The 11,698-nt window shown below is 63.6% G+C and carries 13 protein-coding genes; 2 read left to right on the top strand and 11 right to left on the bottom strand.

The window, feature by feature from the left end; translation table 11 throughout:
- Positions 1-248 precede the first annotated feature (248 nt).
- Positions 249-956, bottom strand: coding sequence for a helix-turn-helix domain-containing protein (locus IRZ12_RS10785; RefSeq protein ID WP_296468229.1), 708 nt, complete (start codon positions 954-956; stop codon positions 249-251).
- A gap of 234 nt (positions 957-1,190) precedes the next feature.
- Between IRZ12_RS10785 and IRZ12_RS10780 the strand changes: the two genes are divergently transcribed.
- Entirely contained in the window at positions 1,191-1,415 is a 225-nt protein-coding gene (locus IRZ12_RS10780) for a hypothetical protein (RefSeq protein WP_296468226.1), read from the top strand.
- 60 nt (positions 1,416-1,475) lie between these two features.
- Here the strand turns inward: IRZ12_RS10780 and IRZ12_RS10775 are convergent, their stop codons facing one another.
- From IRZ12_RS10775 to IRZ12_RS10730, 10 genes are all read right to left on the bottom strand, one after another.
- Entirely contained in the window at positions 1,476-2,579 is a 1,104-nt protein-coding gene (locus tag IRZ12_RS10775) for a mechanosensitive ion channel domain-containing protein (protein ID WP_296468224.1), read from the bottom strand.
- Positions 2,580-2,833: 254 nt separating this feature from the next.
- On the bottom strand, positions 2,834-3,256 hold the full coding sequence (locus IRZ12_RS10770; RefSeq protein WP_296468222.1) for a F0F1 ATP synthase subunit epsilon: 423 nt from the start codon (positions 3,254-3,256) through the stop codon (positions 2,834-2,836).
- Positions 3,257-3,445: 189 nt separating this feature from the next.
- Positions 3,446-4,864 carry a F0F1 ATP synthase subunit beta gene (gene atpD / locus IRZ12_RS10765; protein ID WP_296468220.1) on the bottom strand — a complete coding sequence of 473 codons (1,419 nt, stop codon included), beginning with the start codon at positions 4,862-4,864 and terminating at the stop codon, positions 3,446-3,448.
- Between the two features lie 42 nt (positions 4,865-4,906).
- Positions 4,907-5,785, bottom strand: a complete 879-nt coding sequence (gene atpG / locus IRZ12_RS10760; protein WP_296468218.1) for a F0F1 ATP synthase subunit gamma — start codon at positions 5,783-5,785, stop codon at positions 4,907-4,909.
- A 115-nt stretch (positions 5,786-5,900) separates the two neighbouring features.
- Complete coding sequence (atpA, locus tag IRZ12_RS10755) at positions 5,901-7,439, bottom strand: F0F1 ATP synthase subunit alpha (protein ID WP_296468216.1); 1,539 nt, start codon at positions 7,437-7,439, stop codon at positions 5,901-5,903.
- A 53-nt stretch (positions 7,440-7,492) separates the two neighbouring features.
- Positions 7,493-8,032 carry a F0F1 ATP synthase subunit delta gene (locus IRZ12_RS10750; RefSeq protein WP_296468215.1) on the bottom strand — a complete coding sequence of 180 codons (540 nt, stop codon included), beginning with the start codon at positions 8,030-8,032 and terminating at the stop codon, positions 7,493-7,495.
- 85 nt (positions 8,033-8,117) lie between these two features.
- Complete coding sequence (locus tag IRZ12_RS10745) at positions 8,118-8,588, bottom strand: F0F1 ATP synthase subunit B (RefSeq protein WP_296468213.1); 471 nt, start codon at positions 8,586-8,588, stop codon at positions 8,118-8,120.
- 82 nt (positions 8,589-8,670) lie between these two features.
- Complete coding sequence (gene atpE, locus IRZ12_RS10740; RefSeq protein ID WP_087782618.1) at positions 8,671-8,913, bottom strand: F0F1 ATP synthase subunit C; 243 nt, start codon at positions 8,911-8,913, stop codon at positions 8,671-8,673.
- A gap of 188 nt (positions 8,914-9,101) precedes the next feature.
- On the bottom strand, positions 9,102-9,968 hold the full coding sequence (gene atpB, locus IRZ12_RS10735) for a F0F1 ATP synthase subunit A (protein ID WP_296468206.1): 867 nt from the start codon (positions 9,966-9,968) through the stop codon (positions 9,102-9,104).
- Positions 9,969-10,047: 79 nt separating this feature from the next.
- Positions 10,048-10,653, bottom strand: coding sequence for an ATP synthase subunit I (locus tag IRZ12_RS10730; RefSeq protein ID WP_296468204.1), 606 nt, complete (start codon positions 10,651-10,653; stop codon positions 10,048-10,050).
- A 257-nt stretch (positions 10,654-10,910) separates the two neighbouring features.
- Between IRZ12_RS10730 and IRZ12_RS10725 the strand changes: the two genes are divergently transcribed.
- On the top strand, positions 10,911-11,698 hold a 788-nt coding region (locus tag IRZ12_RS10725; RefSeq protein WP_296468202.1), incomplete at its 3' end, for a LysR family transcriptional regulator.

Raw genomic sequence — 11,698 nt, 5'->3', positions numbered from 1 at the left:
TGCCAGACTGGAAGCGCCCCGGACCGCCCATCGCCGCGCTGTATACCGCGCGGCGGCCCGCCCCTCCCCACGTCAAGGCCTTCGTCGATTTCCTCGCGTCGGTGTTCGCAACCGGCCGTTCTTGAGCCCGGCCGTCCCGGCACCCCTACGCTGCCCGCGCGCCATGTAGGCCGGGGCGGCCAGGCCCCCACGCGCCCTTCGGCCGGATGCTCGACAGCGCAGGGGGGCGACCGGAGGCAACCCCGCCGTTACGGACGACACCCGCTCTCTTTTCTGCGATACGGCTCGGCCGTGATCGCATGTTTGCGCATCAGCTGCCAGAACGCGCGCCGGTTCTTGCTGGCGGCGCGCGCGGCCTGGGAAATGTTGCCTTGGTAGCGCGCAAGCATGTCGGCGATGTAGCCGCGCTCAAACTCGGTCACGACCCGCGCCTTGGCGATCTGGAAAGCTTCGCGCTCGCCTTCCTCGAGCACAGGCGCAGCATCCATGGATTCGAGCGGCTCGTCTTCTCCGGAAGCCATGCCCTCGCTGGAGAAGCCCCGCTCCCCGCCCAACCGGACGGCATGTGCCAATCGCGTCTTGAACTCTTCCGGGCAGATCGGATAGCGCACGAAGTCGTGCAGGCCGAACGAAAGCAAATCCTGCAAGCCCACCGCACTCATGTCCCGCACTAGGCCAAGCACAGGCGTTTGCAAGGAATCGCGCGCCAGGGCCAATGCCGTACGGGTCCAGCCCAGCGTGCCGAGCGTCACGGGGAGCAGGCAGGCGTCGTAGCGCTTGAGCGCCAGGGCCAACCGCTGCAAGGCATCGGCCGAGCACAGGGATGTGTGGTCGGATTCCAGGTAGACACAATGCAAGGCGATGCGCTCTGGAGCGGACCAGCGCTCCGTAAGCTCGAGCATCCATTGAACGTGATCAGGCACCATCAATACGGCGCAATCGATTGTTCCCCTCATGGCCATATCCCATATTGTCCGAGGCCTCAGGCTAGAGCGACGCGCGGGAACCCTCAATTCGCACAATACACAAACGCAAAAACCCCTATTCAGCCCGGCGGGCGCCGGCCGTTAATCCCTGGCCGCCTCAACGCCCCCGGCGATTCATATCCTGCTACAAATTGGGTGTTTCACTCCGCGCTCCTGCAATATTTCTGCGGCACACTGGAGCCCGTCCGACGCAGGAACCGCAGCATGACCAAGCCCAAGAACCTACGCACCGCCGCTTCCATGATTCTCGTCACTACGGCGCTGGCCTGGGGCTTGCCCGTGCGCGCCCATGACGTGCGAGTGCTCGAATCAGAACGGGAAGGACGCTCCGGCGGTGCCCACGCGCAGCACCAGCAGGATGGTGGCGCCCGGACCGACGTTTCCGACGTGAGGAGCGACGGCGCTCGCAGCGAAGGCGACGCTATCTAAGCAAGTAAGATGGCGGTACCCTAAGGTGCAAAGGCAGGGCGCCCGTGCACTTGACCGGCGCTACACCGGAACCACCTTGCCTTGGGGGCGCGGGGCGTCGCGATCTTCTCCTACTTGCGCGCGCACACGCGGCAATCCGCCCGGGTAATGCTCGCAAATGAAGGCGATCAACCTCTCACGAAGGTAGCAGCGCAACTCGAACGCCTGTCCGGAATTGGCGGCGCTGACCAGGAAGCGGACCTGCATGGCGCGCTCGGTGGTATCGGTAACCTGGACCACCGCCACGCGCGTATCCCAGAGCGGCGACGCCTTGCATAGACGTTCGAACTCCTTGCGCACGGGCGCCAGTGGAACGGAGAAGTCCAGCCAAAGGAAAACCGTGCCCAGCAGCGACGACGTACGGTGCGTCCAATTCTCGAACGGATTCTCGATGAACCATTGCAGGGGGACGATCATGCGTCGTTCGTCCCAAATACGCACGACCACGAATGTGCCGGTGATTTCCTCCACCCTGCCCCACTCCCCGTTGACGATGAGCACGTCGTCGATGCGTATGGGCTGCGTGAAGGCGATCTGCAGCCCCGCAATGAAATTGCCAAGCACGGGACGCGCCGCAATGCCCGCGACCAATCCCGCCACGCCGGCCGACGCGAGCAAGCTGGCACCGATCTGCCTCACCCCCGGCAGCGTCAGCAATACGAAAGACAAGCCCAGCAGCACGATCACTGCATGGGCGCTGCGCGCCAGCACCCGGGTCTGCGTCAACATACGGCGCGCGCGCAGATTGTCGGCCACGTCATACGGATTGAGCCGGATGGCCGTGTCGCTCAGTGCCTTGACACAGCGGCTCGCCCACCAGGTCAGGCACAGGATGAACGACACCGTCGTCAAATAAGAGAGCCCCCGGGTAAAGAGCATCTCCCCGGGCGCTCCGCTCAATACCATCCGGATTGCCAGCAGCGCGAACACGAACCGGCTCGGGATGGCGCCGCCCGTCACCGCCGCATGCAGATACGGGCGTGGTGCAGTAATGCGCCGCAGCACCAAGAAGCCGATGTGATGAACGACCAGCGCCACTGCTGCGGCGAGCACCATGGCGATGGCCAATACGAACCAGGCCCGGTACGCCGCCGGCAAGAAGTCGAGCGGAAGGAAAGCCAACATATCGACGCCTCGTCTTGGTCGACTCAGCGCTCATGCTAGCAAGCATGGCCTGCACCGCAGCACGCGCAGGGGCGTGGTTTGTTTTCGATTTGTTGGCGGCGGGGAAGCAGCGCCGGCCCTGCCGGCGCGGAATACGCGATGCAAAAACCCTGGCCCGGCGAACCGAGGTCTTGCCGATTGGTTACAACTCAGAAAAAAAGCCAGGCCGAACGGCCTGGCTTTCCATGCAACGGAAGATGTGCCGGTTGAACGCGTTAACCGCGGCCGCCCCGCAGCTTGCGAATGGCGGCGAGTTGGGCAGCCAGCATCGCCAGCTCGGCCTCGACGACCGCCACTTCGGCCTTGTCTTTGGCGTTGCGCAGGGCTTCTTCCGCTGCCTTGCGCGCCTCCTCGGCCTTGGCTTCGTCCAGATCGCGGGTGCGGATGGCCGTATCGGCCAGCACGGTCACGACGCCCGGTTGGATCTCGAGCAGACCGCCGGCGACGAAGATGTGCTCTTCTTCGCCGTTGTCCGCGCGGGAGATCTTCACCACGCCCGGACGAATGCGGGAAATCAGCGGGGTGTGGCCGGGCAGGATCCCCAATTCGCCAGCCTCGCCGGGCAGCGTCACAAACTTCGCCTCGCCGGCGAAGATCGACGCTTCCGCACTCACGACGTCTACATGAATAGTTGCCATACTCAATTCTCCTGTGCCGCGCACCGGCGCAGCACCTGCACCTCATCCTAAAACCGCCTCTCTAGACCCGGGGCGCCGCTGATCCGGCCCCTCGGCGCCGCCCCGCGGCAAGAACCGCCGGGCCGCCCCAAGGCGAATACCGGCCCCGGGAAGCCGCCGCGCGGGCGGCCGTCAGGGCGTCGGTGAGGCTTACAGCTTCTTGGCCTTCTCGAACGCTTCGTCGATCGTGCCGACCATGTAGAACGCCTGCTCGGGCAGTGCGTCGCATTCGCCTTCGACGATCATCTTGAAGCCGCGGATGGTTTCCTTCAGCGGCACGTACTTGCCGGGCGAACCGGTAAACACTTCGGCCACGTGGAACGGCTGCGACAGGAAACGCTGGATCTTACGGGCGCGGCTGACGGTCTGCTTGTCTTCGGGCGACAGCTCATCCATGCCCAGAATGGCGATGATGTCGCGCAGCTCCTTGTAGCGCTGCAGCGTTTGCTGCACGCCACGCGCGACGGTGTAGTGCTCCTCGCCCACGATCTGCGGGTCGAGCTGGCGGCTGGTGGAGTCGAGCGGGTCCACGGCAGGGTAGATACCCAGCGCGGCGATGTCGCGCGACAACACGACGGTCGAGTCCAGGTGCAAGAAGGTGGTGGCGGGCGACGGGTCGGTCAAGTCATCCGCCGGCACGTACACGGCCTGGATGGAGGTAATCGAGCCGGTCTTGGTCGAGGTGATACGCTCTTGCAGCTTACCCATTTCCTCGGCCAGCGTCGGCTGGTAACCCACCGCGGAGGGCATCCGGCCCAGCAGGGCCGACACTTCCGTACCGGCCAGGGTGTAACGGTAAATGTTGTCCACGAAGAACAGGATGTCCCGGCCTTCGTCACGGAACCGTTCGGCCATCGTCAGGCCGGACAGCGCCACGCGCAGGCGGTTGCCCGGAGGCTCGTTCATCTGGCCGAACACCATCGCCACCTTGGACTCTTCGATCTTGTCCAGGTTGATAACGCCCGCTTCGACCATTTCATGGTAGAAGTCGTTACCTTCGCGGGTACGCTCGCCCACGCCGGCGAACACCGACAAACCGCTGTGCTGCTTGGCGATGTTGTTGATGAGCTCGAGCATGTTCACGGTCTTGCCCACGCCGGCGCCGCCGAACAGGCCCACCTTACCGCCCTTGGCGAACGGGCAGACCAGGTCGATAACCTTGATGCCGGTTTCGAGCAGCTCCACGGAAGGGGACAGCTCGTCGAACTTCGGCGCTTCCTGGTGAATGGCGCGACGCTCTTCGGACTTGATGGGGCCGGCTTCGTCGATGGGACGACCCAGCACGTCCATGATGCGGCCCAGCGTGCCGGTGCCCACGGGCACGGAAATGGGAGCGCCGGTGGCGACGACCTTCATGCCGCGGCGCAAACCGTCCGACGAGCCCATGGCGATGGTACGGACGACGCCGTCACCCAGCTGCTGCTGCACTTCGAAGGTCAAGCCCTTCTCGGCGAAAGCCGAGCTCTCGTCAGCCAGCGTGAGGGCCTCGTAGATCTTGGGCATGCTGTCGCGGGGGAACTGGATGTCCACCACGGCACCGATGCACTGAACGATGGTTCCGTTGCTCATATCGATTCCTCGATTCCTGATTCTTTAAGACGTCGCGTCGGCTTATACGGCCGCCGCACCGCCCACGATTTCCGAAATTTCCTTGGTGATGGCCGCCTGCCGGGTCTTGTTGTAGACCAGTTGCAGTTCGTCGATCACCTTCTTGGCGTTGTCCGATGCAGCCTTCATGGCCACCATCCGGGCGGACTGCTCGGACGCCATGTTTTCGGCAACGGCTTGATACACCAGCGCTTCGACGTAGCGCAGCAGGAGCTCGTCCACGACCGACTTGGCGTCCGGTTCGTAGATGTAGTCCCACGAGTAAGCCTTCTTCTCTTCCTCGGTCTGCGCGAAACGCTCGGCCGACAGCGGAAGCAGCTGCTCGACCACGGGCTCCTGCTTCATCGTGTTGATGAAGCGGTTGTACGCGAGGTACACCACGTCGACCTTGCCCTCGGCATAGGCGTCGAGCTGTACCTTGATCGCGCCGATCAGCCGCTCGAGATTGGGTGCGTCGCCGAGCTGCACCGCCTGGGAGACGACATTGGAGCCGAGGCGGGTCAGGAAGGTCAGGCCCTTGTTGCCGATGGCCGTCGTCTGAACCTTGATGCCCTTCGCTTCGGATTCCTTCAGGCGATTGAGCACCGCGCGCAGGACGTTGGTGTTCAACGCGCCGCACAGGCCCTTGTCGGTCGTGACCACGATCAGGCCGGCGGCTTTGATCTCTTCCCGCTTGGCCAGGTAGGCATGCTCGTAGTCGGGGTTGGCTTGCGCCATGTGCGCGGCAATGTTGCGCACCTTGTCGGCATACGGGCGGGCCGCGCGCATCCGGTCCTGCGCCTTGCGCATCTTGGATGCGGCGACCATCTCCATCGCCTTGGTGATCTTGCGCGTGTTTTGCACGCTCTTGATCTTGGTTCGGATTTCCTTGATTCCGGGCATCTATCTTCCCTTCTCTGTTTCCCTCTGACCGCTGCCGCCCTGCTATCGCGGGAGCCGGGGCCGGTCAGGCCGGCCGCCGAGCCCCGCTCGGGCCCCTAGGCGCGTAAAGGGGGGTTCAGATAGCGTTCTTCTTGAAATCCTTGATGGCTTCGTGCAGCGCAGCCTCGTCGTCCTTGGACAAATCCTTCGTATCCTCGATGCGGCCGACGAGCTCGGCATACTTGGACTTCAGGTATTCCTTCAAGGATTTCTCGAACGTCAGCACGTCCTTGACTTCGACGTCGTCGAGGTAACCGTTGTTGGCAGCGAACAGCGAGACAGCCAGTTCCCAGACCTGTTGCGGCTGGTACTGCGGCTGCTTGAGCAGTTCCACCACGCGGCGGCCGCGCTCGAGCTGGCGACGGGTCGACTCGTCGAGGTCGGAGGCGAACTGCGCGAACGCAGCCAGTTCGCGATACTGGGCCAAGTCGGTACGGATACCGCCGGACAGCTTCTTGATGATCTTGGTCTGCGCGGCACCACCCACGCGCGACACCGAAATACCCGCATTGACGGCGGGACGGATGCCAGCGTTGAACAGGTCGGTCTCGAGGAAGATCTGGCCGTCCGTAATCGAGATCACGTTAGTCGGAACGAAGGCGGACACGTCACCGGCCTGCGTTTCGATGATGGGCAACGCGGTCAGCGATCCGGTCTTGCCCTTCACGGCGCCATTGGTGAACTTCTCGACGTACTCTTCGTTGACGCGCGCGGCGCGTTCGAGCAAGCGCGAGTGCAGGTAGAAGACGTCGCCGGGGTAGGCTTCGCGGCCAGGCGGGCGGCGCAGCAGCAGCGAGACTTGGCGATAGGCCCAGGCTTGCTTGGTCAGGTCGTCGTAGATGATCAAGGCGTCTTCACCGCGATCGCGGAAGTACTCGCCCATCGTGCAGCCCGAGTAGGCAGCAATGTACTGCATGGCGGCCGATTCGGAAGCCGAGGCCGCGACCACGATGGTGTACTCCATCGCACCGTGCTCTTCGAGCTTGCGCACCACGTTGTTGATGGTGGACGCCTTCTGACCGATCGCCACGTAGATACACGTCATCCCCTTGCCTTTCTGGTTGATGATCGTGTCAACGGCGACGGCGGTCTTGCCGGTCTGGCGGTCGCCGATGATCAGCTCGCGCTGGCCGCGGCCGATGGGCACCATGGAGTCGATGGCCTTCAGGCCGGTCTGCACCGGCTGCGACACCGACTTGCGCGCGATGACGCCCGGGGCGACCTTCTCGATCACGTCCGTGAGCTTGGTGTTGATCGGGCCCTTGCCGTCGATGGGACGGCCCAGCGCGTCGACCACGCGGCCCTTGAGTTCCGGGCCCACCGGCACTTCCAGGATGCGGCCGGTCGTCTTGACCGTGTCGCCTTCGGAAATGTGGGTGTAGTCGCCCAGAATCACGGCGCCGACAGAGTCGCGCTCGAGGTTGAGCGCCATGCCGTAGGTGTTGTTGGGGAACTCGAGCATTTCGCCCTGCATCACGTCCGACAGGCCGTGGATGCGGGTAATGCCGTCGGTCACGGAAACGACCGTGCCTTGGGTGCGAATGTCAGCAGAGCTGCTCAGGCCCTCGATGCGGCTCTTGAGCAATTCGCTGATCTCAGACGGATTGAGTTGCATGGTTGACTCCTGGAATCCTTACTCTCGGTGCCGATAAGGGCGCAGCGACCGAACTATGCGACGAGCGCGTCGCGCATGCGATCAAGCTGCGCTCGGACGGAGGTATCGAGCACCTGATCCCCGACGCACACGCGCACGCCGCCGATCAGCGAAGCGTCGACCCGGACGGTGGGCTTGATCTTCACGCCGAATTTCTTTTCCAGCCCGGCGACCAGGTCGGCAACCTGGGCATCGGTCAACGGGAACGCGCTGGTGATCTCGGCATCCGCGGCGCCTTCGTGGCGATTCTTGAGCCACTGGAATTGCGATGCGATCTCGGGCAGCAGCAGCAAGCGGCCGTTTTCGACCAACAGCGTCACGAAATTGCGCGCGGCCTGCGACAGCGGCGTCTTCAGCAGGGCCGTAAACAATTCGACTCGCTGTGCGTTGTCGAGCTTGGGATCGGCGATGGCGCTGCGCACGTCCGGGTGCGCGGCGACCTGCGCCATGTCGGCGACAAGCTCGGCCCAGGCGGCAAGGCCTGCGCTATCTGCACGGGCAACGCCGAACAGCGCTTCAGCGTATGGCCGGGCGATGGTGGACAGTTCAGCCATGGTGGCTCTCGATGCCTGATACGGTTAGCGAGGTGATTCGCAAACGCGAGAGCGGCACGCTGCCGTACCACCCGCGCGGGTTCATTTACAACTGCGCCTTGAGCTGGCCGAGCAGTTCGGCATGCACCTGGGCGTTGACTTCGCGCTTGAGGATTTCCTCGGCGCCCTTGACGGCCAGCTCGGCCACGGCATCGCGCAGGCTTTCGCGAGCGCGCTGGGCTTCCTGCTGGGCCTCCTGGCGAGCCTGCTCGAGAATACGGGCGCGTTCCGCTTCGGCCTCCTTGCGGGCTTGCTCGATCAGGGCGGCAGCCTGCTTTTCGGCTTGGGCCAGACGGGCCTGGTTCTCGGCCTTGGCGGCAGCTTCGATCTGACTGATGCGGGCCTCGGCCTGCAGCAGCTCGGTCTTGCCTTTCTCGGCCGAGGCAAGGCCTTCGGCGATCTTCAGACGGCGCTCTTCGATGGACTTCATCAGAGGCGGCCACACGAACTTCATCGTGAACCACGCCAGAATGAAGAACACGAGCATCTGGAAGACGAGTGTCGCGTTCAGATTCACGGTGTTTCCTTATTCGGAAAAGAACATCATCCGTGACGGAGGCGGTGGCCGCGTCACGGAGCGGTCATGTCGAATAGAGGTCTTAGCCGACGAACGGGTTCGCGAAGGCGAACAGCATGGCGATACCAACGCCGATCAGGAAGGCCGCGTCGATCAGGCCGGCCAGCAGGAACAGCTTGGTTTGCAGGGGGTTCATCAGTTCAGGCTGACGAGCCGAAGCCTCGATGTACTTGCCACCGACGATCGCGATTCCCAGGCAAGCGCCGATGGCACCCAGACCGATGATCAGACCGCAAGCGAGAGCGACGAGAGCGACGTTGGTCATGACAACTCCTTGATATGTGAATCGAAAAACGACTAATTATGTTGAAGATTGGAACGACGGATACTGCTAACTTGCTACTGGATCACGGCGAACCTGCCGCACTCCGGTATTCCTGAAACGCTTGCTACACCCTTCCACCCCCAGGGCCGCGGCGGAACACGTTCCTCCCCGGCCGGGGACGCTCCGGATCAATGTCCTTCGTGCGCCTGGCTCACGTACACCAGGGTGAGCATCATGAAGATGAATGCCTGGAGCACGACGATCAGGATGTGGAAGATGGCCCAGATCGATCCGGCGATGACGTGCCCGATGCCGAGGAAAACGCTGGTGGCGTTGAACCCGGCCCAGGCGCCGCCCAGCAGCGCGATGAGCATGAAGATCAGCTCGCCGGCGAACATGTTGCCGAACAACCGCATGCCGAGCGAAACCGTCTTGGCTGCGTATTCGATGAGGTTCAGCAGGAAATTGAACGGTGCCAGGATGATGGCACCGACGCCGTGCGCGTGGAACGGCGCGGTGAACAGTTCTTTGACGAAGCCGCCGGGCGACTTGATCTTGATGCCGTAGTAGAGCATCAGCAGCAGCACGCCGAGCGACATGCCGATCGTGGCGTTCAGGTCGGCCGTCGGCACGATGCGGTGGTAGTGGATGACGTGATCGAGCCCGAGCAGGCCGAACAGGTAGTGCGGCAGGTCCACCGGCAGCAGGTCGAGGGCGTTCATGAAGATGATCCACATGAACACCGTGAGCGCGAGCGGCGCGACGAACTGGCGGGAAGTAGCGTTGTGGACGATGCTCTTGGCCTGCTCGTCCACCATTTCCACCAAGATTTCGACGAACGCCTGCATCTTGCCGGGCACGCCCGAAGTGGCGCGACGGGCGCCCAGCCACATCAGGAACACGGCCAGCAGGCCCATGGAGATGGACCAGAAGAGCGTGTCGAAGTTGACGACCGAGAAATCGGCAATGAGGGTTTGCTTCTGTCCGGTGTTGTTCAGGTGTCCCAGGTGGTGGACGATGTACTCGGACGCGGTCGGCGCTGTGGTGGAAGCCATATCGGGGGGTTCTATCCTACGACCTGATTTTTGAAATACTCATGATGCCGGCCGGGGTGTCCCGCCCGCGCCGTCATCGTCAATTCTTCTTGCCGAAAGCCAATGCCAGCCACTGGCTTTTGAGCGCACACACCAAACCCGCCAGGAAGGCGGGCCAGACGAGCCATTCGCGACCGAACTTCGCAACCGCGACGATGAACACGGCGGCGATGGCGATCTTGAAGAACTCGCCGAAGAAAAACGTTGCGGGGTTTGCTCCCCCCGGCTTGTGCACACTCGAAACCAGCGTGAATGCGAACAAGGCGTTGGGAATGGCGTATGCCGCGGCGCCAGCCAGTGCCGACCCTCCCGCAGCGCTCCCTGACACCGCGTAAGCCAGCACGGCAACCACCAAGCTGACGGCAACCTGAACAATTATCGCATGCAGCAAGCCCCGCACGGCCTGCTGACGCAACGCTATCCTTTCTGCCTCGGTCAGCCGAATCGGCTCGACCGGTTCGTTGGACCGCAGGCGCTCGGCGTCCCTGGCCTCCCAGCCCCACAGATCGGGCTCGTCGGCCTGCCTCGAGTTCTCTACGCCGCAAGGCGGAGCAACCCGGGCCGGGCGATGCCCCTGCCGCTGCCTCCCTCCTCGAGCGTTTGTGCGAGCATCGAAGGGGCGCGGATCGTCTTCGATTTTTTTCATCGGACGATGGGCACCCTCTCAAAGACCTGCTTTCCGACAAACCATACGAGTATAGCGGGTTTACCCCCTTCAGGCAAACCAGTAGGCGCGGTGCGCCGGATGCGTGGCGCATCCGCGTCGCCCGCCAGCCCTTCGCCGCGGGACGGCGGCGCCGGCCCCAGCTTGGCCGGCGGGCCGCCCGCCATGCCGATAAAATCGGGCTCATCCCCGGCCCATCCCCTGCCGGGCCTTATGCCGTCGAGGCAAAGAAGGTCGAGTTGGAACTCCGCCAGATCCAGTACTTCATCTGCCTGTTCGAGGAAGGCACCGTCACCGGCGCGGCGCGCCGCATGAACGTGGTGCAGCCTGCGCTCAGCGCGCAAATCGTCAAGCTGGAAGAAGAACTCGGGCAGAAACTGTTCGTCCGCAGCGCCCGCGGCATGGAACCCACCGACGCGGGGCGGCGCATGTACCAGCTGTACCTGCCCATCCTGCGGGACCTGTCCCACGCGCGCGAACAGATGACATTGCGCAAGGGCGAGGTCGGGGGCGAGGTGGTGGTCGGAATGATTTCCTCGCTCGCCGAAAGCGTGCTCAGCGACGCGCTCATCGAATTCTCGCGCACCTACCCGAAGGTCAACGTCACGGTCACCAACGGCCCGCTCTTCGATTGGGTCGCGGCCGGCAAGATCGACGCCGCCATCGTGGACAAACCGCGCCGGCACTTCTCGCTGAGCGTCGCGCCCATCATCGACGAAGAGCTCGTGCTGGCGGGGCCGAACGACGACACTGTGCCCGCCTCCATGCCGCTATCGGCTGCGGCGTCCCTGCCGCTGGTGTTCACGCCGCGCGAACACAACCTGCGCGAGATCTTGGAAGACTATGCACGCCAGGAGGACGTCGTGTTCAAACCCGTGTTCGAAATCTACTCGATGACGGCGATGCTCAACCTGGTCGAGGACGCCGGCCTATACGCCATTCTTCCTCTGTCGGTGGTGCGCCGCCACGCCCGGCGCGCCTCGCTTCGCATACGCACCATCGAGGCCCCCGCCATGACGCGCCAGAT

Origin of the sequence: Pigmentiphaga sp. (assembly GCF_019689535.1) — a bacterium.
Lineage (GTDB): Bacteria > Pseudomonadota > Gammaproteobacteria > Burkholderiales > Burkholderiaceae_B > Pigmentiphaga.
This window is presented reverse-complemented; position numbering and strand designations above follow the sequence as displayed.

Coding starts and splice junctions, on each gene's coding strand:
- IRZ12_RS10780 (WP_296468226.1), top strand. CDS start 1,191: ATGACCAAGCCCAAGAACCTACGCACCGCCGCTTCCATGATTCTCGTC.
- IRZ12_RS10785 (WP_296468229.1), bottom strand. CDS start 956: ATGAGGGGAACAATCGATTGCGCCGTATTGATGGTGCCTGATCACGTT.
- IRZ12_RS10750 (WP_296468215.1), bottom strand. CDS start 8,032: ATGGCTGAACTGTCCACCATCGCCCGGCCATACGCTGAAGCGCTGTTC.
- atpA (WP_296468216.1), bottom strand. CDS start 7,439: ATGCAACTCAATCCGTCTGAGATCAGCGAATTGCTCAAGAGCCGCATC.
- atpB (WP_296468206.1), bottom strand. CDS start 9,968: ATGGCTTCCACCACAGCGCCGACCGCGTCCGAGTACATCGTCCACCAC.
- atpE (WP_087782618.1), bottom strand. CDS start 8,913: ATGACCAACGTCGCTCTCGTCGCTCTCGCTTGCGGTCTGATCATCGGT.
- IRZ12_RS10730 (WP_296468204.1), bottom strand. CDS start 10,653: ATGAAAAAAATCGAAGACGATCCGCGCCCCTTCGATGCTCGCACAAAC.
- IRZ12_RS10770 (WP_296468222.1), bottom strand. CDS start 3,256: ATGGCAACTATTCATGTAGACGTCGTGAGTGCGGAAGCGTCGATCTTC.
- IRZ12_RS10775 (WP_296468224.1), bottom strand. CDS start 2,579: ATGTTGGCTTTCCTTCCGCTCGACTTCTTGCCGGCGGCGTACCGGGCC.
- atpD (WP_296468220.1), bottom strand. CDS start 4,864: ATGAGCAACGGAACCATCGTTCAGTGCATCGGTGCCGTGGTGGACATC.
- atpG (WP_296468218.1), bottom strand. CDS start 5,785: ATGCCCGGAATCAAGGAAATCCGAACCAAGATCAAGAGCGTGCAAAAC.